Consider the following 24,074-nt stretch of genomic DNA (forward strand, 5'->3'; position numbering starts at 1 on the left):
ACGCGCTCATTGATAGCAACACCGCACTGGTTATGAGCCCACATCTCAAGTACATCTCTGGTTACCCTCAACATCTCGTCGATCAAATCGATGCATTGGTGTCGTCGGGTCGATTTATTCAATGGTTTGAAAAGCGTTTCCCAGACCGTCATCAACTCAAGAGTGAAAAAGCACTCTTCGAGTACACCATGGACATTAAGCAGCGTTATATGAAAAAAACGCCGCCTATCTCGAAAGTCATTTGGGATAATAAAATCCACCTGATCAACAATGCGCTTGGTCTTCATACCTATATCTCACGTGCTCATGGTGGCAAACTCAAAGCAAAGAACGAGATCCGAATAGCGAGTGTGTTTAAAGATGCGCCTGAACCGCTGCTTCGGATGCTGGTGGTTCATGAACTGGCTCATATCAAAGAAAAGAACCACGACAAAGCGTTTTATCAACTATGTTGTCATATGGTACCTGACTACCATCAGCTTGAGTTCGATGCTCGCCTTTTTATGATCTACAAAGAATTACTCAATGACTCGTCAAAATAAATCTAACCAACGACCTCGCAAGCAAGATAAACCCGCAACTATGGTTGTCGATAAGCGAAAAGCGAGTGGGCTTCATGCGAACAACAAGCACCAAGGGCGCTACGATTTTAAATGTCTGATTGAAGCTGAACCTGGTTTGGCCGATCATGTTGTGAAAAATCCACATGGCGACATGAGCATTGCGTTTTCTAATCCTGAGTCGGTAAAAGTGTTCAATCGTGCTCTATTAAAAGCGTATTACGGATTAAGTCATTGGGACATTCCAGATGGCTATTTGTGTCCGCCGATCCCCGGCCGTGCAGATTACATCCACAGGCTCAACGAATGGTTGCAGAATGACTTGATGCAAGACCGTCCTGCAAAAGCTCGCCTTAAGGTAACAGCGCTAGACATCGGCGTTGGTGCGAACTGCATCTATCCAATTGTTGGTGCAACGCAGTATCACTGGAATTGGGTCGGTAGCGATGTAGATGAAGGTTCGTTGGCGAGCGCTGCTAACAATGTCGAGCAGAATACTAAGCTCACGCGAAAAATTGAATTAAGACACCAGACCCAGAGTGAACACATTTTTGAAGGTGTGATTCAACAGGGTGATGTGTTTGTCGCGACAACCTGTAATCCTCCATTCCATAAGTCCGCAGAAGATGCGCAGAAGGGAACGGAGCGCAAGAACGCGAATCTGACTAAGAACAGACAGCAGCGCGGCGATCTGTTACAGGGAAAAAAACAACTAGAGAAAAAGAGCGACGGGCTCAACTTTGGTGGTCAAAATGCGGAACTATGGTGTCCAGGCGGTGAAGAAGCTTTTGTTCTGAATATGGCGAATGAGAGTAAACAGTTTGCGCACCAAGTCATTTGGTTCTCGACACTGCTTTCTAAGAAGGACAACATTCGCCCACTGCAAAAACGCCTAGAGAAGCTGGGTGCGACGCATGTACTCATTCAAGAGATGGCACAAGGCCAAAAGAAAAGCCGTTTTGTGGCATGGTCGTTTATGACGCATGAGCAGCGTTTGGTGCTGAGTGGACATCTGCTCTAGATGAAGTATGAGCTGGTAAATCCAGCTCATATTCGTTTTAGTATTGCTTGGCTATTTCAAAAGGTACTTGCGTAGTGTTCTGAACACGAAATCGCGATTCTTAAGAATAAATCGATTCTTCGGAATCCAAGAGCTCGAGTGGAGTACAGTTTTCGCCTTCGAGAAGGTTAGGAAGCCTTCATGACCATGGTAGTGACCCATACCTGAGTTACCCACGCCACCAAAAGGTGCATCGTCGGCGGCGACATGCATTGCAGTATCATTGATTGCAACACCACCGCTATGAGTTCGAGAAACCAAACTATCAATGACGTTGTTATCATTTGACATGATGTACAACGCCAGTGGGCGTGGACGTTCGTTAATGTAGCTGATGACTTCTTCAAGATCCTCGTAAGTCAAAATAGGTAAGATGGAACCAAAGATCTCTTCTTGAAGCACCTTCATTTCTGGGCGTAAATTAGTTAATAAGTGCGGATAAACACGACGCCCTTGATCATCTTCAATTTCTCTAACGGCATGTACTTCGGCGCCTTGTTCCTTGGCGTCCTCAAGAAAACCCATCAGTCGAGTGTATTGGCGTTCAGAGACGATGTGAGTTTGAGTATTCTTGGAACCATTTTCTAAATGATATTCCGTGTACCTTTGGATGAAGGTATCGATGAACTCTTTTTCACGCTCTTTAGGCACAAAGACATAATCTGGAGCGACACAGATTTGACCTGAATTGACAGACTTACCAACAATGAGTGCGTCAACTGCGATGTTGAGGTCGATGTTTTTGTCGATAATTGTTGGTGACTTGCCACCGAGTTCAAGAGTAATTGGTGTGAGGTTGTCAGCTGCAGAGTGTGCAACCATTTTTCCTACTGCTGATGACCCTGTGAAAATAAGATGATCAAAAGGCAGTCTGGAGAAGGCAGCACCCACATCAGCTTCCCCTTCGATGATTTGAATGTGTTCGCTGAGATCTTTAACGACCTCACGTAGAGCTGCGTTTGCATTGGGTGTAAATTCACTCATTTTGATCATCACGCGGTTTCCAGCGGCCAGCGCTTGTACTGCAGGTCCTAGTGCGAGATAGAAAGGAAAGTTCCAAGGTGTGATGACTCCAACAACGCCTAAAGGCTGATAGTGGACGGTGACTTTAGAAGGAACTAGCATCAGACCAGCGTGTCGCTTTGACGGTTTCATCCATTTCTTCAAGTTCTTAATGGCGTAGTTGATTCCGGCAACACTCGGCAATACGTCTGCAATCAAAGTATCGAACTCACTTCGATAACCGTAGTCAAGTTTCAGAGCATCGTAGATTCGCTGCTCATTTTCGATGATCGCATGTTTAAGTTTGTTTAGGATTACAACTCGCTGCTCATAAGTAGGAGCGGGGTTGTTGTTATAAGCACTCCTCATGTCTGAAAAGACATGTTCGAGTGGTTGAGCAGTTACATTCTCTGTATGTGACATTGTGTATCTCTCCGACTTTGAAGCAAATTAGACTTTAGAGTTAGTGACGCTTGTAATTATTATTTTGATATTTTTGGTAAAGCTCTCTCTGGTGGACTCTTCGAGTAATAGCCCTTTTCCAGCAGAAATTAAGGTATAGGCAACGCCGAACGCGTTTTCATCCGACACCAAATTGTGATGAGTGAGATAGTTCGCGAGTCGCTCTCTGAACCTGATTGGCCAATCTTCAACAGAGGCATGCGTAGCTTTGAGTGTGTCATCCAAGACTTGAGCACCGTGAGGGTTAGATATGACTTTGACGGCATTACCAATAAACACGTCAAAGGTTTTCATCAAACCCTCCATTGGCTCGATATCGTGATCACCTAGAATGTCGAAAATATTGGCGTACATCGTTGCCAGATAGGTATGGATAACCCATTGGTAACATTTATCTTTCGACCCAAACTTCTTGTAAATAGACTGTCGAGACAATCCTGCACTGTTTGCGAGATCTTGCATCGACGTCTTTTGAAACCCATGCAGGGTAAAGGTAAACAACAGTTGCTTTGCAAGGTCGAACTCTTGACTGACTTTTTCGGACATAATCCAATAATCCCACTTATTCGTATTTCCGTAACAGAGTCTATCTGAGCAGAAAGCCTGATTACTGATAAACACAATACATTTGATAATTTAAGTTTACATTTTGACGCTTAAGTGTCAACTATAAGGTTTACAAAAATAGCCGAAAGTGTAAATGAATTAATGGTATGCTGTGGAGTTACAGTGGGAAAGCAAATGACAATTTAGCCTCTTATGAGAACTTAACGAACACAGCACGCTATTGTTTTTTCAACAATTTTTGATATTTATCAGCCATGGCTTTGTTACCAGCTTGCACTTCGAGCTGATGCAATACCGCTAGGCTAGGGCTCTGATAACCATATTTTTGGTGGAACTGCATTAACCTGAGCCTTGCGAGTTGATAGTCACCGTTTCTGACTTCCAAAGCTGACAATTGAATTGTGGCGTTAGGGCGAAGTGGTTCATGCTCGAGGGATTTTTCAAAGTAGCGTTGAGCGCTTTTAAACTGCTTATTCTTCAAGGCACACAAGCCAGCATTTTCATAACTTTCCGCGATTTGGTAGTAATTCGGCAGAGTAACCGCGTCGAGAAAATACTGATTTGCCTTTTCATACTCCCCTTGCTTGCAAAGGTAAGTGCCATAATTGTGATAGACATGACCGTTGTTCGGGGCAACTTTGAGTGCAGCTCTATATCTTGATTCTGCCATTTTGTACTCCCCAACAACTTCGTAATAATGTGCCATTGAAAGTTGGCTACGATAGTAGTTGGGCGCAAACTCGAGTGCTTTTTCAAAGTCCTGTTTGGCGCGGCTGAATTGGCCTCTTTGTATGTAGGCTAAACCGAGTTCGATGCGCGTTTCGGCAGCGGAAATGGGGTCGACTTTGGTTTCAGTAGAATCAGTGACGGTGACGCAGCCTCCTATTAGAACGGAGATTGCTACCATGGTGAGTTGGGTTTGTAAGATTGCAGAACGGTGGTCTTTGGTGCGAGGAGTCATTTACTATCCGCTGTATTTTTGTCGATCGTCCGCTTATCTTAAAATGCGGTTTAAAGTGATTGGGAGTTGGCATGCGTTAGTGCGAGTGATTGCACATTCAAACACGTGTTGTGACAAAACTTTGTATAGAAAACAAGCGAATGGGTTGGAATGGTGACGCTAGTAATAGAGTCATTGCTCCAACTTGGATAAAGTAGACCAGTCCAACAACTAAGGTATCAAACTTGATGAGCAACGCAGACAAACCCTGGCTACAGACCTACCCAAATGATGTACCGGCAACCGTTGATGTTGACCAGTATGACAACATCAACGATATGTTTAAAAAACCCTTTGAACAGTTCGCTGATAATACGGCGTTTGTGAACATGGGCCATTCGCTAACCTATCGTGAACTTAACGAGAAAAGTGAGGCGTTTGCTGCGTACTTGCAAACTGAGCTGCAAGCCAAAAAAGGTGATCGCATCGCTCTAATGATGCCGAACTTATTGCAGTATCCAATTGCTATTTTAGGCGCGCTTAAAGCGGGTTTGGTGGTCGTGAATGTTAATCCACTTTACACGCCTCGCGAACTTGAGCATCAGCTTAGAGACTCTGGTGCGACTATCATTGTCGCTGTCACCAACTTCGGTAATAGCCTCCAACAGGTTATTGAAAAGACGAGCCTTAAGCACGTCATCTTAACCAGTATTGGTGATGCCTTAGCGCCTCACAAACGTACCTTGGTGAACTTTGTTGTTAAGTACGTGAAAAAGATGGTGCCTAAGTATAGCCTTCCAGGTGCTATCTCGATGCGTCGTGCTCTGACCGATGGCAAGAGAATGACGTTTACCGAGCCAACAATCGCGAACGATGATCTCGCCTACCTTCAATACACGGGAGGCACAACAGGTCTAGCGAAAGGTGCGATGCTGACTCACCGCAATGTCATTGCCAACGTATTACAGGTATTTGGTCACTTTGGCCCTCGTACAGCGAAAGACAAAGAGCGCGCTGTAACACCACTTCCTCTGTACCACATCTTTGCAAACTCAGTGAGTATGATGCTGATGATGTACATGGGTGGCAGTAACTTGCTGATTACGAATCCACGCGATTTGAACAGTTTTATTAATGACTTAAGCAAATACCCATTCACCATGATCTTTGGTCTCAATACCTTGTTTGCTGCGTTAAACAAGAACGAGAAATTTAAAGCACTCGACTTCTCTCATGCTGAATTCACTATTGCTGGAGGCATGGCAACTCAGCAGCATGTTGCCGACGAATGGCAAGAGATCACAGGCATGCCAATCATTGAAGGCTATGGTTTGACGGAGTGCTCGCCAGTTGTAGCGGGTGGTGTTCATACCCAGCAAAAGTATCTCCCAGCAGTTGGTGTACCTTTACCAAGTACTGAGCTGCGTATCGTCGATGAAAGTGGTACACCACTCGGTGTCGGTGAGATCGGCGAGATTCAGATCCGCGGCCCCCAAGTGATGAAAGGGTACTGGAAGCAAGACGCGGAGACAAATGCAATTCTAACGGCAGATGGCTGGCTCTATTCAGGCGATATCGGGCGTATGGACGAAGACGGCATCTTCTATATTGAAGATCGCAAGAAAGACATGATTCTTGTCTCTGGCTTCAATGTCTTCCCAAGTGAAGTCGAAGAAGTTGCGACGCTACATCCAAAAATTATCGAGGCAGCAGCAGTTGGCGTGCCAGATGACGTAGCGGGCGAGCGCGTTAAACTGTTTGTCGTGGCTAATGGTGCGGTTACGACCGACGAGGTGAAACAGCACTGTCGTAAGCATCTGACAGGATATAAGAGACCAACGATAATTGAATTTAGAGATGAATTGCCGAAAACCAACGTCGGTAAAATCCTAAGAAGAGAGCTTCGTGACCAGTAACGCGCCTTGATGCGTATCTACTAACGAACATAAACTGGCGCAAATCGCCCATCTAAGCCACACTTTATGTGTGGCTTTTCGTTAGTAGGAGACTGCGATGAAAAACGAACTTGATCCCAACAAAGTTCTAAAGGCTTACGATACCATTATGTCTAATGGTACCGAGACTGAACTGGGAAAGATCTATGAAGGGGTAGAAGCCTATTCGGACTATGACGGTTACAACGTCTACATGCGAGGTAATGGCGTTGAGCTTTCTATAGGCTTCCACAACACCTATCATCTTGAGTATGACCAAGAGCACCTGCGTGATAGCTTCTTACGCAAGGTAGCGATGTTAGCCAAGTAGTTAGGGCGGCAACTAGTGCTCTCCACGATAGGAGAGCACGAAATATATTTACTCTTCAGTCGTAAACGCATCTTCACTAAAGTGGTCAAGATCGTAAGGTGTTTGTTGGTAAACACAGTAGTTTAGCCAGTTAGCAAACAACAAGTGACCGTGACTACGCCAACTCGCATTCGGCTTGTTGTCTGGATTGTTGTTAGGGTAGTAGTTAATTGGAATGGCCGGCTCCATACCTTCACCCAAGTCTCTCACGTATTCGTTGTGTAACGTATGAGAATCGTACTCAGGGTGACCTGTTACGAATACATTTCGCTTGTCTTTCGTTGCCGCGAGATACACGCCGGCGACATCCGAGGTTGCCAGAATATCGAGATCTGTGTGTGATTCTAAGTACTCTGGTGAAAAGTCAGCATATCGAGAATGCGGTGCTAAGAAGGTGTCATCAAAACCGCGCAGGATAGGGTGGTGCGGGTCATGAATTTCATGGTGATACACACCTGACAGCTTCTCTTTGCGAGTGCGTTTTGGCAGATCAAACAGTAGCTTTAAGCCCGCCTGTGCCGCCCAACAGACATACAGCGTTGAGGTCACATGCTTGCTTGCCCAGTTCATGATGGTTTGCAGGTGATCCCAATAGATCACATCTTCAAACTGAACCAAGCCAAGTGGCGCTCCTGTGATGATGAGTCCATCGAAGTTACGGTTTTTGATAGTTTCAAACTGGCGATAGAAAGTATCAAGGTGCTCAGTTGGCGTGTTCTTACTTGGTCTATCGTCGATACGAAGCAGTTCAACATCAACCTGAAGCGGGCTGTTTGAAAGCAGTCTTAAAAACTGGGTTTCCGTTTCAATTTTCTTTGGCATCAAATTGAGGATCAATACCTTAAGCGGACGGATTTCCTGAGTCGAGGCGCGAGACTCTGACATCACAAAGATGTTCTCTTCACGTAGGACGTTGGAGGCAGGTAGTTGATCGGGAATCTTAATTGGCACAGCTTTCTCCCTAAGCTCTGTTTGGTCTTCTGGACGTCTATACTTCTAAAGTTAACGCAAACGTTTTTGCTTGTCGATAGTTAATTTTAGCCCAGGTGTCATCGGTTGAATGCAATACCTCATGACGTACATGGGTGAGACGGGGTACAATCACGTTACTTTCAATATTTTGCGGTGAACTTGTTTGAAACTCACGTTAATTCGCGGTCTTCCAGGTTCTGGAAAGAGTACCTTGGCGAAAACCCTCGACGCGCTGCACTTCGAAGCTGATATGTATTTTATCAATGAAAAAGGTGAATATTGTTACGACGGGGGTAAGATTGGCGAAGCACACGAATGGTGTCAGCAGCAGGTCGAGAAAGCATTGGCGGCTAACCAAGACGTGGTTGTTGCCAATACCTTTGTTCGCTTGTGGGAAATGAAGGCATATAAAAATTTAGCCAAACGCTACAAGGCCGAGTTGGACATCATTGTTTGTCACGAGCGTTACCCAAATGTACATGGCGTGAGTGACAGCGTCATCGCCAAGATGCAAAAACGTTGGCAAGACTAACCTTATTCACTTTAAAACAGAAAAATCTAATTATGGCAAAACGCTCTCCAGTCATCGAAATGACGTCGTACGGCATCTATTCTACATGGGATTCTGGATCAAAAGATCTTCCTAAAATACAAGACTTTACAACCATAGTGCCAGCGGATGAACATATTGAGTTTGGTTTCATCGTCAACATCAAAAAGGCCAAAGGAGAAAAGGTGCGCTATTGCATCTATCATCCGGGTGTTCTTAGCAAAAAAGGACAGGTCCTTGCTCCATTTGACGGTGAAGAGCACGTAGGCAGCAATGATTGGGATTTCTACCTAGGCGATACGATTCAGCTACTTCATCCTATAGACGGACTGGAGAGTAACCTCGGTGAGTGGCATATGGTCATTGAGATGCAAGGCAAAGTGATTGCTGAGAAAAAATTCAAAGTGACGGCAAGAGATGAAGGTCAGTTTTGGAAAAATCGCGGTTTCTAATCACAATTCGCCTTAATAGCTTTGTTCACCGCGTTGAAGACAAATCGGCGGTTTTGGCGTGTGCTGCAGATAGTGGTTGCACGCTAAAACGTATACGTCGCTCTCGCAATTGGACGTTGACCGGAGAAGCTACTAAGCTTGCGAAGTTTGCGCTTGAGGCTAACGTTGGGTGGATATCTGTTGCGGTTGATAAAGCCCTTGACGGCTATAAATCACCGATTCAAGAAGTGCTAGAGAAAGACCCAGAAATAACCGTTGCGGATCTGATGTTCCAGTCTGGTTGCACACTTGCCGAAGCGCGCGCTGCAATCGATGAGTTTGAGGACTTATAAAAAAACCGCGTTGCTCTTACTATTTAAAAGTACAACGCGGTTTTGAGCTTTCTACTGCTTTGGCAATTACGCAGTCACGTAAGAAATCACAAAGTCAGTGATCTTAACCATGTCTTCTACTGCGATAAACTCTTCAGTCGTGTGAACTTTCGACATACCAGTAGATAGGTTAACTGTTGTTAGACCTTTCTCGTTGAAGTTGTTCGCATCGCTACCACCGCCAGTGTGTTTGGTGTTTGCTTCAATACCGTTAGCTGCAAATACTTCTTTGATCTTCAGTACATGCGCGTCATCTTCTGCAATCACGAATGCGTCATAGGCACGTGTTGATTCGATTTCAACTTCGGCGCCGAACTTCTCTGCCGATGCCTGGAACGTCTCTACCATGTGGTTGACTTGAGCCGTTAGCTTGTCGCTGTTAAGAGAGCGTGCTTCTGCTACTACCGTTAGCTCTGGCATTACGATGTTTGTTGCTTGGCCGCCGTTCACAGAGCCGATGTTTGCAGTTGTTTGCTCATCGATACGCAATAGCTTCATGTTAGCGATAGCATCCGCTGCAACCATAGCTGCACTGATACCTTCTTCTGGTGCTAGACCCGCGTGAGCTGGACGGCCTTTGATCTTAGCCACAATCTTTTGCTGGCCAGGAGCGCCCGTTACGATAGTGCCGATCGGGCCACCTGTATCGAGTACGATTGCGTTCTTAGACTGGATGTAAGACATGTCGAAATATTCAGAGCCGAATAGACCGCCTTCTTCATGCACAGTGAACGCAACTTCAATTGTTTTGTGCTCACGGTTTTGCTCTTGTAGGCAGCGCACAGCTTCCATGACGGCTGCGATACCTGATTTGTCGTCACCACCAAGAATGGTGTCACCTTTTGAACGAATAATACCGTCTTCAATAATTGGCTCGATACCGATGCCTGGCGTTACTGTGTCCATGTGAGCACTGAATACGATGCTGCCTTCTTGTTTACCTTCAAGACGACCGTATACGTTAAAGCCATTTGTGTACTGCTCAGGTACAGGTAGTTTACTTACTACGAAACCTAGCTCACCAAGTTGTTCAGCAATCGCTTCTGCGACGGCTTTTTCATTGCCTGATTCGCTATCGATTTTTACGAGGTCACAAAAATGGTTTACTAGGCGTTCTGTATTTACTTGAGTCATGGGATCACTTCACGTTAGTGGAACAGGGGAGAACCACTTTACACGCTACTTGGAGACCAAAGACCTGAGTTAAATCAAAGAAAGGTCCGCAATTTAGAGAATATGACTGTCTTTTGACCTAGTTTTGTTTGGAAAATTTGTAACAAGCTGCAATGGTGGTGCATATGACGATAAAACATCCAATCCATTGAAATAAAGACATCGTCTCTTGAAGAAATACTGTTGCAAATAATAGGCCGAACAAAGGCTCTGTTCCCATCAATAAAGACGCTTGGCTCGCTGGCAGGTGTTTCACGGCATAGTTCTGGATAAAAAACGCCATGAGCGTACAGCAAAGCGCGAGATAGAGAAGGCTGATCCATCCGTGCGTATCAAGACTTCCAAGCACGCTGATCATTGAAGGTGAATTTATATCGAGTAATACAAGCCCTAGGCTCATTACTGTGACCGTGGCAAGCTGAACTAAGGTAATCAACTCAACATGGAAGGTAGTGCTCGTAAACGCTTTTCTACAGGCAACAACCATTACGCCCCTCAGAAAGGCTGCGACTAGCACCAAGCCTACCCCCAAGTCTAAGCGAAGCGCGACTTGGTGTGGTTCTGCTATCAGTATCATTCCGGTCACACCGACAATGCAAAGTAGAAAAATCCCTTTAGGTAACTGAACCTTAAGGCAGAGTTTCTCTAGGATTGGTGTAAACAGCACACACAAGCTTATGAGAACGGCCACTTGCCCAGCTTGCGCCAGTTTGACCGCCCAGGTTTCAGTAACAAAGATGCAGCTTAGAATCAGTCCCGTTGAGACGCCTACCTGCAAATACTGCTTTTGGTTAGCTATAAAGTGGCTTATTTGTCCTTTATTGACAGCGATAGTGAATAAAATTAAGCAGCTAATCAAAAACCGAAGAAATAGGAGCTGGGGCACAGATACATGGCTAAGTATTTGTTTTGAAACTCCATAACTGGTTCCCCAAACGATGGCGACCGCAAGTAGCCCTAAAATAGCCCAGTGAAATGAGACCTTGTTAACGAAATTCCTTTCCATTTAGCTGTTACCTAAAAGTTAATTATTAGTGTTGGTCTACCTATGCTAACTTATGAATATGGATGTGATAATACTCCCAATTCTCATAGGACTTGTGACTAATGGACACAAATAAGCTCATGGCAATGCTTCCTGACATCGCAGCGTTCGTCACTGTTGTAGAGTCAGGCAGTTTTACTGCCGCTTCACAGCGCTTAGGCGTCACGCCTTCGGGTGTCAGTCGCCAGATTAGTCGCTTGGAGTCAGCATTGAATGCGGATTTGTTAGAACGGACTACTCGTAAGCAAGTGACCACCGAGACGGGAAAAATTGTTTACGAGTACAGCAAAAAGATAATGGAGTCAGCCGCAGACATAGTGCATGTTACAAGCCAAGATTTAGGTGAGGTAACGGGTGAGCTGCGTATCGCGGCACCTAAAGCATTCAGCCGCCGGATCTTGCAGCCACTCATGCTCGAGTTTTTAGCGAAATACCCTGAGGTGAAGCTTCGCTTGATCGTAAGCGATGAGTTTATCGATCCGTTCGGCCATAACCTCGACTTTGTCTTCGAGTTAACGCATTTCCCAAGAGAGAATTTAGTCGCTAAATCGCTGGGTGAAATCAAAGCGGTACTCTGTGCCAATAAGGCGTATCTTCAAGAGCATGGCATTCCATTTCACCCTAATAATTTACTCGATCATGATTGTTTGTATCTTAATGAGCAACCTAACGATAATGTCTGGCTGTTCTCAAAAGATGAAGATAACGTCAAAGTTCAGGTACATGGGCGTTACTCTGTGAATCATTCTGAGATGCGGCTCAATGCCGTGAAAGAGGGGTTAGGAATAGGCATTTTTCCAGAGTTTGTTGTCGATGAATCGATAGACAACGGAGAGGTATTGCAGGTATTACCTGAGTGGCACGTAAACTCTCGTTATCAAGGGGAAATCATCATGCAATTTCCCCAATCTAAGTTCACCCCGGCGAGACGAAGGGCGTTTATCGATTTTATGGTTGAGTCGATGTCTTGAGGTTCGTCGCACCTTCAAAGCGAGTAGGGAAGTCGGTAAAGACGGCATCGACGCTATCTAAGTGTTTAAAGGATTTTGGATTATTGACGGTATAGCACCAAATCTCGACGTCGAGCTCTCGCAATATGTTGATATGGTTGGCGGTGAGCCATTTGTAATCTAGGTGACAACTAAAAGCATTGACATCGAGTATGGTTGCCAGCGTTTTGCGGTTGACGCGCTTCGCCAACACGCCTAGTCGAATTCCGAGTTCTGCTTGGTGGAGTTCGCGCATCACGTCGTTACTGAAACTCGAGATAATGAGATTACTCTTGATAAAAGCGCTTTTCTCAAGCTCAGTCTTAAGCAATGAAACAACGTAGGCTGGGTCGTGGCTGTCGACCTTCACTTCCAGATTTATCGACATGTCATTCGCACCACAAAACTCTAGAAGAGCCTCAAGGGTGATAATAGGCTCACCTTGAAACTCCCCAGACTTCCAAGAACCAAAATCTAGGGCTTGAAGCTCTTTTAGCGTCAGCTCATCGACTCGGCCTTTGCCGTTACTGCAACGATTGACGGTGTGGTCATGGCATACTACCAAAACATTGTCTTTGGTTGGTTGCACATCAACTTCAACCCATTTCATGCCCAGCTGTTTTGCAGCCTGTATACTGACCATAGTGTTTTCTGGATGCGTTCCCGCGACACCACGATGACCGACAAAAATAACGCTCATAAGCAAACCTCAAAAAAAGCGATGGCTATCGCTACAAAGAATAGGTGTTGTTGCAATGTTGTTAACATCAAGTTATCTTGCAATAAGGTTGTCTGACCAGTTAGCAGGGCTTATGAAAATTCACCAGATCTCAGGATATATCCAACAAATCTATCTCGCAGAGTACCCAGAGAAGTTGTTACTACTGGATGGTGCTAGCCGCGCTGATGTCGGCATGATATTACGCTATATTCGCGACGAACTGAATCGTCCGATATCGGATCTTAAAGCCATTGTGGTTACCCACATGCATCCCGACCACGCAGGGGCTGCGCACAGGTTAAAAAAACTGACAGGTGCGAAAATTGTGTCGCGTTCACATCATAAAGCATGGTATTCCGGGGCTGATGGTATTCTCATGCATCTTACCGATCTGTTTCTTGCTCGATACATGGCGAATCGAATGGGGAAACCGAAGAGAAACCTTTGGTATCAGAGAAAGCTTAAGGTCGACCACGCGGTTACTGATGGTGATCCTGTACCAATGTTTGAAGACTGGCAGGTGATCGATACTCCAGGGCACACAGATCGTGATATTTCAGTTTACAACGCCAAGCACTCGACAGTGTATGTCGCAGACTTAATGGTTGAAGTGAAAAAGCACCTAATTGCTCCTTTTCCAGTGTTCCACCCAAACCAATATCGACGCTCAGTGGATAAGGTGTATAACTTGAACGCGAAAAGTGTATTGTTGGCGCATCGTGGGCCTGTGGAGTTTGATGAGGTAGCAAAGAATCATATCCTCGACACCGCACCAAGAAGACCTGTGACTCATTGGCGGGTGACGAAGATAAAGCTCAATAGTGTATTGAAATCAATGTGGTCTAAGCGTTAATTGGTTTGCGCTTTGTCATGGTTAGGGTAGATAAGCGACGCAGTATCAAAGCCCGCGTTTTTGGCCAGTTCGACATACTGTTCTAGTTTTTGGCTCTCAATCGTCGGAGTTCTGGACAGGATCCAGAAATAATCCGAGTTATAGCCACTCACTAGGGCTACTGAGTAGTCTTCTTCCAGATAGTAAACCACATAGCTACCGTAGAAAGGTCCGAAGAACGACACTTTGAGATGAGCGATATCTTGCGCTTCAACAAACTTCGCTTTACCAATCGCCTCTGACCATTCTTTATCCTCGGTATCCCAGCCTCGGTTGAGTACTTTCACAGACCCATCGTCATTCATAGAGTAGGTCGCAGAGACGTTGTCGAGACCACGCTCGAAGCTGTGGTCGAGTCTAGCGACTTCATACCACTTGCCAAGATAACGGTCGAGATCGAAGCCTGTTACAGGTTTCACCGTATCTGGCATCCCAGTACAACCCAATAGCATCAAACTCAAAGAAAACAGCATAAATTGTCGAATCAGTTTCATCCTAAAACCTCTTTTTTGGATTGGTTACCTATTGAATATACGTCACTTTATTAGGATAACACCACAAAGATTGCATCTATTGGTTATTGAGCTTAATCTGAGCACGTACTCTGTCTATTTTTGTTAGGTATCACTAAAAACATGTTAGAGATTTTTATTGTTCTTGCCTTGTTGGTTGGCTTCTCCATGGTTGCACTTAAATACTTTGTGAAACAGGAAGATACCAAGTCATATCAATACAAAGTGAAAGGACCAATCTTATCGTCAGCTCAGACCGCGTTTTATAACGCATTAAAAGAAGCGGTTGGCGAGCACGGTGTGATCTTAACTAAGGTGAGCATGGCGAATGTTGTGACGCCACAGCAGATGAAGAGCAAGAAGCAATGGTTTATCGCAAATAACGTGATAGCAAAAAGCTATTTTGATTTTGTAGTGTGTGACCCACGAACGATGCAGCCACGAGTCATTATCGAATATGACAATGGACAAAAGCTTCACAAAGGCAAAATAGAACGCCAGAAGCTGATTATGCAGGTATGTAAATCTGCCAATATTCCGCTTATTGGTGCATCGGTTAAACTGAGCTACCAAGTCGGCAAAATTCGCCGTTTGCTTGCTGCTCACATTGATTTAATTGAGCCAGACAAAGAAGTGCGTTTTTGTAAGCGCTGCGGCAGCCCAATGAACATCAAAACGGCGATGCAAGGGGAGTTCAAAGGACGACGCTTTTTCACATGTAGCCGCCAGCCGTTGTGCCAGTACACAGAAAACTACAACGTGGTATTTGATGACGAAGAATCGGCATAATCAGTCAGTTCCAACGGAGCTAAGTGAGAGCAACGATCTGATAGCCTTCACGTTTTTTCAGTAGTAGCGCATAAAAAAGAGTCGAATTGATGGCGAATGCGTCAAACGACACCAAAAACACAAAAATGTACTTGCACAGCTAAGTTACTCTGGTTAATATCCTTCTCGTTCCAGAGAGATGGGTCCGTAGCTCAGTTGGTTAGAGTACTACCTTGACATGGTAGGGGTCGGCGATTCGAGTTCGCCCGGACCCACCATCCTTTTCTGAATGCTTATTCAGAATGGAACAAAAATTTGGGTCCGTAGCTCAGTTGGTTAGAGTACTACCTTGACATGGTAGGGGTCGGCGATTCGAGTTCGCCCGGACCCACCAAATTTTCGAAAAAGCCCGCTTTTAAAGTGGGCTTTTTTGTATCTGGCCGTTTGGAAATTCCTTTACACTGTCATGAAGCCCATCCTTCTTTTCCCAACTTGATGACCATTGTTCTCCATTTATCCTCAGATAGAGCATTTCACGCTCCCTATATACCGCTCGTCGCATGCACAAAAGCTCCAGAACTCATCTCTTTATCATAGAACTCAGGATCACAGCAGAAGGAAAGCGTCATGAATGGTAAGAACATAAGAATAGTACTGAGATGGGCACACATAGTATTAGCGCTACTTGTAGGTGCAGCATTCTACTCACCTTTAGCAAGCAATGAAGCCTATATGGCAGCGACGCTATGGGGATTCATTCCAGCGCTTGCTTTGACAGGTATTGGTATGTGGAAGCAGTCATCGGTGATGAAACTTTTAAAGCCATTAAGCGAGAAAGCTCACCAATAGAGAAAGGCTTACGCGAGCACCGATAAATCTCGCGCATGCTTGTTGTTTAAGGTCTAAAACGAAGTTGGAGGAGTTCGAGTTTGAACTCGCCAGATTTCTTGTCAGCGATGAGTAGGCCTATTTGATGGATCGCTGAAGCGGTAAGTTCTGGATCGCCACTGATCAAGCGTCCTCGAAAAACGGCTTGGAACTCGTTTAGAGCAAAGCTCACAACTTGTCGCTCGCCTCGCTGGGTGGCAAAATTGTGTTTGTAGTTGATGCGAACGCCATCTTTCCAGGTGGTGGCACGCAATTGATAGATTCGACCGTCGCCAATAAATTCGAGCTCAGCGTGGGTAATGTTTGCCCCCAAGGGTTGAATAGGGCGGTTGACCGAACTGAATCCACCGTTGTTCTCTAAGGAAATCACCCCATTGAAGAGGCTTCTGCCATTGCTGTACGTCATCGTACCACTTGAGATGCCACCCATGACATTATCGTTGATGGCGTCCCAATGGAGGTGCTCATCTTGCTGAGTGAAATCCATCATTAAACCCCCTGAAGCAAAGGCGTATGAGTGGTATAAGGTGCCAACCACCAACATTATCCCAATGTATTTAAGCACGTTAGCAAACACTCTGTAGAGTGTAATTATCGAGAGGCAGTTATCCATCCCCCCTCCAGTAGACAGTGTGAGAACTAGTTTGGTTTACGAGATTTCGCAACTTATCCGATCACAAAGCCATTGGACGTCGTCACCTTTCAATCTGTTATTTGTGTTGAGAAAAGGGGATGTTGCTCATTCTAGCTTGCGAATTGTTTATACCACTCACTTTCACTGATGAGGTCTTGGTTTGACTCTAATCGGTCAACAAAAGTAATGCCGTCTAAGTGGTCGAGTTCATGTTGAAAAACCCGTGCCAAGAAACCCTCGAAGGTGGTCTGTTGCAATACGGCTTGTTGGTCGTAGTAGCGTACGGATATTTGTTGATGACGAGGCACAAAACCGCGCATACTTGGCACACTTAAACAGCCTTCCCAACCTTTTTCCATTTCAGTGCTGGCATCAACAATTTCAGGGTTGATCATGGCGGTTATTGGCATAGATGGCGCGTCGGGATAACGGGCATTTGGCTTTGAGCTCATAATAAAAATGCGCAAGCTCTGATAAATCTGAGGCGCAGCAATGCCGACACCATTGGCTTGTTCCACGGTATCGATCATTTGACTTATTAAGCTCTGACATTCGGGTGACAAGATGTCTTCAACAGGCTTCGCTTGTTGTCTTAAAACAGGATGACCGAGCTGGGCGATATCTGGCTTCGATGAGTTGCTTGGCTGCATACTGAACCTTTTAGTGAGAATTAGATAGAGAAGGCGACGCGTGTAACGGTTTTCAAGGTTAAGTGTATATCCTTGAATAGTAGTAGAGGTTGGTTTGAGTTTGGCATCTAAACCGCCTTCAAGGAAAGCGGTTTTTCAGGTGATTGGCTTGATTTACACGTATTTTAGGCACTGCTGCGCGAGACTAGCTCTCCTTCCTCAAGCAGGTATTCCCCACTCGCGTCCAGATTACCATTGATCCGAGACATCAAATCTTCCACCGCATTTTTTACGATTTTGTCCACCGGTTGAGCGATTGTGGTTAGGTCATAGCTTGGCCAAGAAGACATTGGAATGTTGTCCACGCCCATTACGGCATAGTCAGACGGGATCTGAGCACCTGATTTTCGTAGGCCATCCATGACACCCATAGCAAGGATATCGTTAGCGCAAAAGATAGCATCGGGCTTAGCTGGATGATCAAGCACCTCTGAAGCAGCATTTAGACCCGCTTCGAAGTTATATTTGGATTGAATAAAGATTGGCGTTGAGAGACCCAGCTCTTTTACTCGGGTAGAGAAACCAATCCAGCGCTCTTCACTGGTCATAGAGCCTGCATCGCCACTGATGAAAGCAAGCTGCTTGTATCCCTTGTCGACTAAGTAATCCGCCGCTTGTTTGCCCGCCAGTTGGTTATCTATACCAGCGCTGTTCGCGTTGATGTTTTCAACGTATCGGTTGATAAGGCTAAGATGCACTCCGAACTTTTCACACTGCGCAAAGGCCCTTGATGTTAGGCGGCTGGTGGCAATAATAAGTCCGTCTACTTGGTATTCAATGGCGCGAGAAATCGCAAGATCCAGATCATCTTTATCGATAGGGCAGAGCACAACCTGCCCGCCGCGTTTTTGTATTTCTAACGCTAAGGTTCGAGATTGTATGTCATACATTGGGTTTGATTCGCTATCTAAAGCAATAGCCACTAACCCAGAGCGATTGGATATCAGGCTGCGCGCGATAGCATTCGGTGTGTAACCAAGCTTTGCAGCGGCGTCCATGACCATTTTACGCTTTTTGTCGCTGATACTAGCGGTTTGGCTGAAAGCTCGGGAAACCGTTGATTGGGAAACGCCGAGCATTTTTGCCACGTCTATCGAAGTTACTTTCGCTTTAATGGTGTTACTCCTTTTTAAGAGCGAGCTATTTCCAATTAGACGAGAGTGTAGAGGTCTAACGGGCAAACTGTCTAGAGACTTATCCTATAGAAGAATAAATATAAGATAAACATCAAGAATTAAACAACGCTTGCTCGCTTCGGAAACCATCAATAATCATTTTATGCTCTGAGCCAACGGCAAAGAAACTTACCCCAGCTTCACGCCATTGATTCGCTTGTTCAGCCGTGGCTACAAACATCCCCACAGGTTTGCCTGCGCGTTTTGCAGCTTCAATAACCTTGAAGCTGGCAGTTCGAACGACCTCATCATTGACGGTTTCAGCGCCGTAAGCGACGGTCAGGTCAACCTGACCAATAAATATCGCATCGATACCCTTAACGGCAACAATCGCGTCAGCATTGTCGACACCTTCAGGATCTTCAATTTGTGCAATCACTGTAGTGATAGCTTGGCTGTCTGCTAAATGTTTGGGCATTGCTTTTGTCGCGTATTGTGCCGCTCGACTTGAACCTGCGTAACCTCTTCCTCTGTGACCATAGTGACATTGTCGAACGATTTGCTTTGCTTGTTCTGCGCTGCATACGTGAGGGACTTGCACACCCGTAGCTCCGCAATCAAGAGCATTGAGTATGGTTGACGGAGAACTGTTTTCGACGCGAACCAAGCAGGGCAGGCTGTGCGCCCGAGCCGCAAGAATACACTGATCCAAAGTCGCTCTGTCAAAGGGCGAATGTTCAGCGTCCAATATGATGAAGGGCAGGTTGGCCATTGATAAAACCTCAACAATATGAGGGTGCGGAGTTTTTACAAAGGTGCCCATTAGGTCTTTTTCATTAAGTTGCTGTTTGAAGTTAGTCATACGTTCTCTCTTTTTGCAAAGGTATCCAAAAATTAGCACGAGCAAGTGTAAAAGAAGAGTGAAATTTGTGTGATCAAAATAGCAATTCTCGTCAATTATCCGTCATTAATTACCATGTAACTAGTGTTGTTAATGAGTTTTTTTTGATTAAAAACAATGCCTTGATTGGCTGGTTACCCTTTGAGCTTCAATGCTTGTCAAATGTTAATTTTGTGTTTAATCTAGTTTTGCATTCGTATCCAAAATAACAAAATCACTAGTCAGTCTAATTCATCAAGGAGAAATACACATGGCTCGCATTATCAAAAATGGCATCACGGAAGAAGCATCAGCATCCAACGACGCGAAAGTACGTCAAATTGTCGAAGATATTCTGACCGACATAGAATCTAACGGTGACACAGCTGTCCGTACGCTTTCTGAAAAATTTGATAACTGGTCTCCAGACCAATTTCGTCTGACGGACGACCAGATCCAAGCCTGTGTTGATGCTTTGGATGAATCGACTCGCCATGATATCGAGTTCGCACAAGCGCAAGTTCGCAACTTTGCCCAGATCCAACGCGATTCCATGAAAGATGTGGAAGTTGAGACGATGCCGGGTGTCGTGCTAGGTCATAAAAACATCCCCGTAAATAGCGTTGGCTGCTATATCCCGGGTGGTAAGTATCCTCTTGTCGCATCTGCACATATGTCAGTTCTGACAGCAAAAGTTGCGGGTGTAAAACGTGTCATTGCGTGTGCACCTCCATTTAATGGTCAGCCCAATGTGGCAATTGTAGCGGCGATGGCGATGGCTGGAGCTGACGAAATCTACTGCTTTGGTGGCGTACAAGCTGTGGGTGCTATGGCGCTAGGTACTGAGACAATTGCACCGGTTGATATGATTGTTGGCCCAGGCAATGCTTTTGTCGCAGAAGCCAAAAGGCAGCTCTTTGGCCGCGTAGGCATTGACTTGTTCGCTGGTCCAACGGAGACCTTGGTGATTGCAGATGAGAAGGGCTGTGACCCTGAGTTAGCCGCAGCGGATCTTCTTGGCCAAGCTGAACATGGTTACAACTCCCCAGCGGTTCTTCTGACTAACAGCGAGCAGTTTGCACAAGAAACCATCAAAGAGATTGAGCGTCAGCTAACGATCCTTCCGACTGCTGAAGTTGCTGGTAAAGCGTGGGCAGATTACGGTCAAGTGATTGTCTGTGATTCTTATGAAGAAATGGTTGAAGTGGCAGACGACATAGCGTCTGAGCACGTTCAGGTGATGACAGAAGATCCAAAATACTTCCTGAATAACATGACCAATTACGGCGCGCTATTCCTAGGTCGTGAGACCAATGTGTCATACGGCGATAAGTGTATTGGTACCAACCACACGCTGCCTACTAAAAAAGCGGCTCGCTATACGGGTGGCTTGTGGGTAGGTAAGTTCATCAAAACATGTACGTACCAACGTGTCACTGAGTCTGCTTCTCTAAAAGTTGGCGAATACTGTTCTCGCTTGTGTGCCCTAGAAGGATTTGCAGGTCACAAAGAGCAAGCAGACATTCGAGTACGCCGCTATAAAGGGAAAGTGGAGGAGGCGTAACATGACAAAACTCGCCTTAGTTACGGGCGGCAGTGGCGGCTTAGGAGCCGCCATCTGTACTAAGCTCGCTCAAAATGGCTATCGTGTTGTCTTCACATACAACAGCAATGCTGAAGCAGCCGACGAAGTGTTGTCCAATCTAGAAGGCAGCGGTCATGGCGCATATCAGTTGAATGTGTTGGATGCGAAGGCCATAGACAAGTTGGTGAATCAGGTAAGTGAAATCAGTGATGAGCTGCACGTGCTCGTCAACTGTGCTGGTATGACAAAGTTTGTGCCTCATTCCGACCTTGAAGGTTTAGATGACGACCTGTTCGACAAAATCTTTCAGGTCAATGTCCGAGCGCCTTTTGCTCTGGTCAGAGCGTTTGAAAATCAGCTTCGTAAAGCGAAAGGCTGCGTGGTTAACATCACCTCGATTGCAGCTCAAACCGCTATGGGCAGCAACATTGCTTACTGTGCGAGTAAATCGGCGGCAGAGAATATGACTCGCTCGCTGGCTCGTGCATTATCACCGGACATTCGAGTTTTGGCGGTTGCACCCGGCTTAGTTGATACCGAGTTCGTTAAAGGTCTTGACGACGAATGGCGACATCAACAGGAGCAATTGACCCCCCTTAAACGTCTTGCGGGAGAAAAAGAAGTCGCTGACGCGGTTTACGCCGCCACTGACGTGCTGACATTTTCAACGGGGAGCACCATCTCAGTGGATGGTGGACGCCCACTTGGCTCGTAAATTTGGCTCACCTAAATAACAACGAAAAGGCTCGCTGACAATCAGTATTTGGCTAGGCCGCTTGGACAGAACATAAGGACAATTACCATGTCTCTACAAAATAAAATTAATGACAATTTAGTTCGATATATGGAGTTAATACCGGGTACGAGCGCATTTATTGATGCACGTACACCGGGTAGCGACTTAAAAGATAACTTCTGCATCATTGGCGCGGGTGTAGCGGAAAGCAGCCGTCAGCATGTTCATATTCGTGAAACCGCTGGCTTTAATATTGGTGCTGCTGGTCAACCACCGGGAATTAAAAACTCATTGCACTCACATCGTACCGCAGAGCTGTTCGTCGTATTTCGAGGTCAGTTTAGGTTCTATTGGGGTAACGACGGCGAACATGAAGCGGTTTTATCTCATGGTGACGTCATCTCAATACCAACCAATTTGTTCCGCGGCTTTGAGGTTGTAGGTCGAGATTATGGCTTTATGTTCTCCGTGTTGGGAGGTGATGATTCGGGCGGCGGTGTTATCTGGCATCCAAACGTCATCAAAGATAGCCAAGGACACGGTCTGTATTTGAAAGCGGATGGCACCTTGGTAGATACCATTGACGGTGACCAAGTACCTCATGAGTCAGAGCTAATGCCACTACTCACTGATGAAGAACTAGCAACGTTTGATAGCTACACGGCCCAAGAGATGATGCCTTTTGTCGCGCTTCGTAAAGATTACGTTCCGACAGGGGGGGACTTTGACACCCATAACGTTAAGCAATATGCATTAACTGGACACCCGCTTGCTGATTACGACTTCCAAGTAAAAAGTGAGGATGAAGTCAGCATTATGGCTTACGAGCTTAGTGAAGGTGGTTCGATACCTCAGCATAGCCGTCCAGAGAAACAAGTACTGATCAATTTTGATGGCGATACCGAGGTAGTGCTGACACACAAAGGCGAGCAGGCAAGCGTGACACTCACTCGAGGTGACGTATTTAGTGTTCCGGAAGGGGCTTCTTACTCCTTGACCAACCAGCGTGGAAACAGCCTCACCTACTGTATTCTCGGTTCAGACAAGCCAACAAAACTGTAAGGAGTCTAAGATGACGCAACCGTTGCCACTAATCTGGCTGCCTGGATTACTGTGTGATGATGCGCTGTTTGAAGACGTAAATAAGGCGCTACCCGATTGGGTAGCGCCTTCTACGATCAAACTTGCGCCATTGCCTTCAATGACGAAGCTCGCTGAGGATGTCCTAGCACGAGCGCCGGATGAGTTCATACTTGGCGGACTCTCTATGGGGGGAATACTTGCTTTTGAGTTGTACAGGCTCGCACCCCATAGAATAAAAGGTTTGATCCTAATGGACACAAACGCGGCGGATGAAAAGCAGGAGGTCACTGACAAACGTGATGCTCTGGTTGAGCGAGCAGAGAATGGTGAGTTTTCTCACATTACGCCGGAAGTCTTAATGCCGGTCTTGATTCACCCAAGCCGACTGAAAAAAGAAGAGTTAACCAATCGTATCGAGCAAATGGCGTTGAATGTTGGTCTAACGGCTTTTAAAGCTCACGCAAAAGCGTTAGCGACTCGACCAGACGCAAGGCCATTGCTGAGTGACATTTCTGTTCCCACGTTAGTGGTCACCGGAAAGGAAGATTTGCTCTGCCCAATTAACAATCACCTGTTAATGGCCGAGCATATTCCGGATGTGACTTTGCACGTTATTCCTAATTGTGGTCACTTGTCTACGATGGAGAGGCCGAGTAGGGTGGCGAAGCATGTTAGTCACTGGTTGGCTTTGAATGCACTATTATTTGCTTGATTGTTCAATTGAACGAGTTGCTCTACTCAATCTAAAACCACTGTTGATATCAGTGGTTTTAGGACATTGCTAGTACACCTCTCAATTTATCGTCATTCCGCACCTGATTCGGAATCTACTCAAAGCGCGCCCCAAAGGTTCAAAGAGGCGCTGTTAGTAGCTTTCTGATTCTACCGTGGCTTCTAACTTACTTTTGGACATAAATGTTTTACATCCATTCATTTTTAACATACCCCATACAGCCGTCATCCTCACGAAAGTGAGGATCTCCTACAGAGTGTAGGTGACTGAAAGTATTCGACTAAGTCACGTAATTCAACTTTTCAACGCGCTGAATGAGATCCCCTTTTTCAAGGGGATGACGGTGATTTTTACTATGGTTTGAAGCACCGAATTGGGCAAATCTGAGCTA

Annotated in this window: 27 protein-coding genes and 2 tRNA genes; 17 read left to right on the forward strand and 12 right to left on the reverse strand. The window is 45.7% G+C overall.

The genetic code is table 11. The annotated features are described in order from the left end of the window. The first annotated feature begins 32 nt into the window (after positions 1-32). Positions 33-542: a M48 family metallopeptidase gene (locus tag LY387_RS06465; RefSeq protein ID WP_234495749.1), complete on the forward strand. Its 510-nt coding sequence runs from the start codon at positions 33-35 to the stop codon at positions 540-542. Next, the gene (gene rlmF / locus LY387_RS06470; RefSeq protein WP_234495750.1) at positions 526-1,581 is read left to right on the forward strand and encodes a 23S rRNA (adenine(1618)-N(6))-methyltransferase RlmF; all 1,056 of its coding nucleotides are present in this window, start codon (positions 526-528) and stop codon (positions 1,579-1,581) included. Before LY387_RS06465 ends, rlmF begins: the two co-directional genes overlap by 17 nt. Before the next feature lie 51 nt (positions 1,582-1,632). On the opposite strand, the gene LY387_RS06475 is transcribed toward rlmF, so the two are convergent. The 3 genes from LY387_RS06475 to pilW form a co-directional block, all read right to left on the reverse strand. Next, entirely contained in the window at positions 1,633-3,045 is a 1,413-nt protein-coding gene (locus LY387_RS06475) for a coniferyl aldehyde dehydrogenase (RefSeq protein ID WP_234495751.1), read from the reverse strand. A 27-nt stretch (positions 3,046-3,072) separates the two neighbouring features. Beyond that, entirely contained in the window at positions 3,073-3,630 is a 558-nt protein-coding gene (locus LY387_RS06480; RefSeq protein ID WP_234495752.1) for a TetR/AcrR family transcriptional regulator, read from the reverse strand. Positions 3,631-3,868: 238 nt separating this feature from the next. After that, positions 3,869-4,612, reverse strand: a complete 744-nt coding sequence (gene pilW, locus LY387_RS06485) for a type IV pilus biogenesis/stability protein PilW (RefSeq protein ID WP_419153425.1) — start codon at positions 4,610-4,612, stop codon at positions 3,869-3,871. Between the two features lie 227 nt (positions 4,613-4,839). Here pilW and LY387_RS06490 point away from each other — a divergent pair, with 227 nt between their 5' ends. Further along, complete coding sequence (locus LY387_RS06490) at positions 4,840-6,507, forward strand: AMP-binding protein (RefSeq protein ID WP_234495753.1); 1,668 nt, start codon at positions 4,840-4,842, stop codon at positions 6,505-6,507. 97 nt (positions 6,508-6,604) lie between these two features. Continuing rightward, on the forward strand, positions 6,605-6,856 hold the full coding sequence (locus tag LY387_RS06495; RefSeq protein ID WP_234495754.1) for a DUF3081 domain-containing protein: 252 nt from the start codon (positions 6,605-6,607) through the stop codon (positions 6,854-6,856). Positions 6,857-6,904: 48 nt separating this feature from the next. On the opposite strand, the gene metA is transcribed toward LY387_RS06495, so the two are convergent. Next, the gene (gene metA / locus LY387_RS06500; protein WP_234495755.1) at positions 6,905-7,846 is read right to left on the reverse strand and encodes a homoserine O-acetyltransferase MetA; all 942 of its coding nucleotides are present in this window, start codon (positions 7,844-7,846) and stop codon (positions 6,905-6,907) included. Between the two features lie 184 nt (positions 7,847-8,030). Between metA and LY387_RS06505 the strand changes: the two genes are divergently transcribed. The 3 genes from LY387_RS06505 to LY387_RS06515 are packed head-to-tail and all read left to right on the forward strand — an operon-like array spanning position 8,031 to position 9,201. Beyond that, complete coding sequence (locus LY387_RS06505; protein ID WP_234495756.1) at positions 8,031-8,399, forward strand: ATP-binding protein; 369 nt, start codon at positions 8,031-8,033, stop codon at positions 8,397-8,399. A gap of 32 nt (positions 8,400-8,431) precedes the next feature. Then, on the forward strand, positions 8,432-8,869 hold the full coding sequence (locus LY387_RS06510) for a DUF3859 domain-containing protein (protein ID WP_234495757.1): 438 nt from the start codon (positions 8,432-8,434) through the stop codon (positions 8,867-8,869). Then, positions 8,848-9,201 (forward strand): ribosome recycling factor family protein, encoded by a 354-nt coding sequence (locus LY387_RS06515; RefSeq protein ID WP_234495758.1) that lies wholly within the window; start codon positions 8,848-8,850, stop codon positions 9,199-9,201. Before LY387_RS06510 ends, LY387_RS06515 begins: the two co-directional genes overlap by 22 nt. A 66-nt stretch (positions 9,202-9,267) precedes the next feature. On the opposite strand, the gene LY387_RS06520 is transcribed toward LY387_RS06515, so the two are convergent. Both LY387_RS06520 and LY387_RS06525 read right to left on the reverse strand, forming a co-directional pair. Next, positions 9,268-10,374: a M20/M25/M40 family metallo-hydrolase gene (locus LY387_RS06520; protein ID WP_234495759.1), complete on the reverse strand. Its 1,107-nt coding sequence runs from the start codon at positions 10,372-10,374 to the stop codon at positions 9,268-9,270. A 118-nt stretch (positions 10,375-10,492) separates the two neighbouring features. Continuing rightward, a complete protein-coding gene (locus tag LY387_RS06525; RefSeq protein WP_234495760.1) occupies positions 10,493-11,419 on the reverse strand; it encodes a DMT family transporter in 927 nt (308 codons plus the stop codon). Positions 11,420-11,520: 101 nt separating this feature from the next. Between LY387_RS06525 and LY387_RS06530 the strand changes: the two genes are divergently transcribed. Next, positions 11,521-12,429 (forward strand): LysR family transcriptional regulator, encoded by a 909-nt coding sequence (locus LY387_RS06530; RefSeq protein WP_234495761.1) that lies wholly within the window; start codon positions 11,521-11,523, stop codon positions 12,427-12,429. Here LY387_RS06530 and LY387_RS06535 read toward each other — a convergent pair. Then, on the reverse strand, positions 12,407-13,147 hold the full coding sequence (locus LY387_RS06535; RefSeq protein ID WP_234495762.1) for a glycerophosphodiester phosphodiesterase family protein: 741 nt from the start codon (positions 13,145-13,147) through the stop codon (positions 12,407-12,409). The two genes, LY387_RS06530 and LY387_RS06535, sit on opposite strands and share 23 nt — an antisense overlap. 112 nt (positions 13,148-13,259) lie before the next feature. On the opposite strand from LY387_RS06535, the gene LY387_RS06540 reads away from it, so the two are divergent. Next, complete coding sequence (locus LY387_RS06540; RefSeq protein WP_234495763.1) at positions 13,260-14,021, forward strand: MBL fold metallo-hydrolase; 762 nt, start codon at positions 13,260-13,262, stop codon at positions 14,019-14,021. Here LY387_RS06540 and LY387_RS06545 read toward each other — a convergent pair. After that, complete coding sequence (locus tag LY387_RS06545) at positions 14,018-14,554, reverse strand: lipocalin family protein (RefSeq protein WP_234495764.1); 537 nt, start codon at positions 14,552-14,554, stop codon at positions 14,018-14,020. The genes LY387_RS06540 and LY387_RS06545 overlap by 4 nt on opposite strands. Before the next feature lie 141 nt (positions 14,555-14,695). On the opposite strand from LY387_RS06545, the gene LY387_RS06550 reads away from it, so the two are divergent. From LY387_RS06550 to LY387_RS06565, 4 genes are all read left to right on the forward strand, one after another. Continuing rightward, complete coding sequence (locus LY387_RS06550; protein ID WP_042472456.1) at positions 14,696-15,361, forward strand: DUF2726 domain-containing protein; 666 nt, start codon at positions 14,696-14,698, stop codon at positions 15,359-15,361. A gap of 180 nt (positions 15,362-15,541) precedes the next feature. Then, positions 15,542-15,618, forward strand: a tRNA-Val gene (locus tag LY387_RS06555). A 39-nt stretch (positions 15,619-15,657) separates the two neighbouring features. Continuing rightward, positions 15,658-15,734, forward strand: a tRNA-Val gene (locus tag LY387_RS06560). A 233-nt stretch (positions 15,735-15,967) separates the two neighbouring features. Next, positions 15,968-16,189, forward strand: a complete 222-nt coding sequence (locus LY387_RS06565; protein WP_234495765.1) for a hypothetical protein — start codon at positions 15,968-15,970, stop codon at positions 16,187-16,189. 46 nt (positions 16,190-16,235) lie between these two features. Here the strand turns inward: LY387_RS06565 and LY387_RS06570 are convergent, their stop codons facing one another. The 4 genes from LY387_RS06570 to LY387_RS06585 form a co-directional block, all read right to left on the reverse strand. Then, the gene (locus tag LY387_RS06570) at positions 16,236-16,718 is read right to left on the reverse strand and encodes a CIA30 family protein (RefSeq protein WP_234495766.1); all 483 of its coding nucleotides are present in this window, start codon (positions 16,716-16,718) and stop codon (positions 16,236-16,238) included. Between the two features lie 254 nt (positions 16,719-16,972). Further along, positions 16,973-17,512, reverse strand: a complete 540-nt coding sequence (def, locus tag LY387_RS06575) for a peptide deformylase (RefSeq protein WP_234495767.1) — start codon at positions 17,510-17,512, stop codon at positions 16,973-16,975. A gap of 164 nt (positions 17,513-17,676) precedes the next feature. Then, entirely contained in the window at positions 17,677-18,630 is a 954-nt protein-coding gene (locus LY387_RS06580) for a LacI family DNA-binding transcriptional regulator (RefSeq protein WP_234496068.1), read from the reverse strand. Positions 18,631-18,778: 148 nt separating this feature from the next. Then, the gene (locus tag LY387_RS06585) at positions 18,779-19,528 is read right to left on the reverse strand and encodes an HpcH/HpaI aldolase family protein (RefSeq protein WP_234495768.1); all 750 of its coding nucleotides are present in this window, start codon (positions 19,526-19,528) and stop codon (positions 18,779-18,781) included. A gap of 289 nt (positions 19,529-19,817) precedes the next feature. On the opposite strand from LY387_RS06585, the gene hisD reads away from it, so the two are divergent. The 4 genes from hisD (at position 19,818) to LY387_RS06605 (ending at position 23,662) form a co-directional block, all read left to right on the forward strand. Then, positions 19,818-21,110: a histidinol dehydrogenase gene (gene hisD / locus LY387_RS06590; RefSeq protein WP_234495769.1), complete on the forward strand. Its 1,293-nt coding sequence runs from the start codon at positions 19,818-19,820 to the stop codon at positions 21,108-21,110. 1 nt (position 21,111) lies between these two features. Next, positions 21,112-21,846, forward strand: coding sequence for an SDR family NAD(P)-dependent oxidoreductase (locus tag LY387_RS06595; RefSeq protein WP_234495770.1), 735 nt, complete (start codon positions 21,112-21,114; stop codon positions 21,844-21,846). Between the two features lie 87 nt (positions 21,847-21,933). Next, positions 21,934-22,929: a cupin domain-containing protein gene (locus tag LY387_RS06600; RefSeq protein WP_234495771.1), complete on the forward strand. Its 996-nt coding sequence runs from the start codon at positions 21,934-21,936 to the stop codon at positions 22,927-22,929. A gap of 10 nt (positions 22,930-22,939) precedes the next feature. Continuing rightward, complete coding sequence (locus LY387_RS06605) at positions 22,940-23,662, forward strand: alpha/beta fold hydrolase (protein WP_234495772.1); 723 nt, start codon at positions 22,940-22,942, stop codon at positions 23,660-23,662. Positions 23,663-24,074: the final 412 nt, after the last annotated feature.

It is taken from the genome of Vibrio maritimus, assembly GCF_021441885.1.
Lineage (GTDB): Bacteria > Pseudomonadota > Gammaproteobacteria > Enterobacterales > Vibrionaceae > Vibrio > Vibrio maritimus_B.

Excerpts from the sequence above, each read along its gene's own strand:
- LY387_RS06605 (WP_234495772.1), top strand. The coding sequence starts at position 22,940 with ATGACGCAACCGTTGCCACTAATCTGGCTGCCTGGATTACTGTGTGAT.
- LY387_RS06565 (WP_234495765.1), top strand. The coding sequence starts at position 15,968 with ATGAATGGTAAGAACATAAGAATAGTACTGAGATGGGCACACATAGTA.
- LY387_RS06535 (WP_234495762.1), bottom strand. The coding sequence starts at position 13,147 with ATGAGCGTTATTTTTGTCGGTCATCGTGGTGTCGCGGGAACGCATCCA.
- LY387_RS06510 (WP_234495757.1), top strand. The coding sequence starts at position 8,432 with ATGGCAAAACGCTCTCCAGTCATCGAAATGACGTCGTACGGCATCTAT.
- LY387_RS06530 (WP_234495761.1), top strand. The coding sequence starts at position 11,521 with ATGGACACAAATAAGCTCATGGCAATGCTTCCTGACATCGCAGCGTTC.
- LY387_RS06525 (WP_234495760.1), bottom strand. The coding sequence starts at position 11,419 with ATGGAAAGGAATTTCGTTAACAAGGTCTCATTTCACTGGGCTATTTTA.
- LY387_RS06480 (WP_234495752.1), bottom strand. The coding sequence starts at position 3,630 with ATGTCCGAAAAAGTCAGTCAAGAGTTCGACCTTGCAAAGCAACTGTTG.
- LY387_RS06540 (WP_234495763.1), top strand. The coding sequence starts at position 13,260 with ATGAAAATTCACCAGATCTCAGGATATATCCAACAAATCTATCTCGCA.
- LY387_RS06465 (WP_234495749.1), top strand. The coding sequence starts at position 33 with ATGAGCCCACATCTCAAGTACATCTCTGGTTACCCTCAACATCTCGTC.
- LY387_RS06475 (WP_234495751.1), bottom strand. The coding sequence starts at position 3,045 with ATGTCACATACAGAGAATGTAACTGCTCAACCACTCGAACATGTCTTT.
- hisD (WP_234495769.1), top strand. The coding sequence starts at position 19,818 with ATGGCTCGCATTATCAAAAATGGCATCACGGAAGAAGCATCAGCATCC.
- LY387_RS06580 (WP_234496068.1), bottom strand. The coding sequence starts at position 18,630 with ATGCTCGGCGTTTCCCAATCAACGGTTTCCCGAGCTTTCAGCCAAACC.
- LY387_RS06490 (WP_234495753.1), top strand. The coding sequence starts at position 4,840 with ATGAGCAACGCAGACAAACCCTGGCTACAGACCTACCCAAATGATGTA.
- LY387_RS06600 (WP_234495771.1), top strand. The coding sequence starts at position 21,934 with ATGTCTCTACAAAATAAAATTAATGACAATTTAGTTCGATATATGGAG.
- rlmF (WP_234495750.1), top strand. The coding sequence starts at position 526 with ATGACTCGTCAAAATAAATCTAACCAACGACCTCGCAAGCAAGATAAA.
- LY387_RS06545 (WP_234495764.1), bottom strand. The coding sequence starts at position 14,554 with ATGAAACTGATTCGACAATTTATGCTGTTTTCTTTGAGTTTGATGCTA.
- LY387_RS06585 (WP_234495768.1), bottom strand. The coding sequence starts at position 19,528 with ATGACTAACTTCAAACAGCAACTTAATGAAAAAGACCTAATGGGCACC.
- LY387_RS06595 (WP_234495770.1), top strand. The coding sequence starts at position 21,112 with ATGACAAAACTCGCCTTAGTTACGGGCGGCAGTGGCGGCTTAGGAGCC.
- LY387_RS06550 (WP_042472456.1), top strand. The coding sequence starts at position 14,696 with ATGTTAGAGATTTTTATTGTTCTTGCCTTGTTGGTTGGCTTCTCCATG.
- def (WP_234495767.1), bottom strand. The coding sequence starts at position 17,512 with ATGCAGCCAAGCAACTCATCGAAGCCAGATATCGCCCAGCTCGGTCAT.
- LY387_RS06520 (WP_234495759.1), bottom strand. The coding sequence starts at position 10,374 with ATGACTCAAGTAAATACAGAACGCCTAGTAAACCATTTTTGTGACCTC.
- LY387_RS06570 (WP_234495766.1), bottom strand. The coding sequence starts at position 16,718 with ATGATGGATTTCACTCAGCAAGATGAGCACCTCCATTGGGACGCCATC.
- pilW (WP_419153425.1), bottom strand. The coding sequence starts at position 4,612 with ATGACTCCTCGCACCAAAGACCACCGTTCTGCAATCTTACAAACCCAA.
- LY387_RS06495 (WP_234495754.1), top strand. The coding sequence starts at position 6,605 with ATGAAAAACGAACTTGATCCCAACAAAGTTCTAAAGGCTTACGATACC.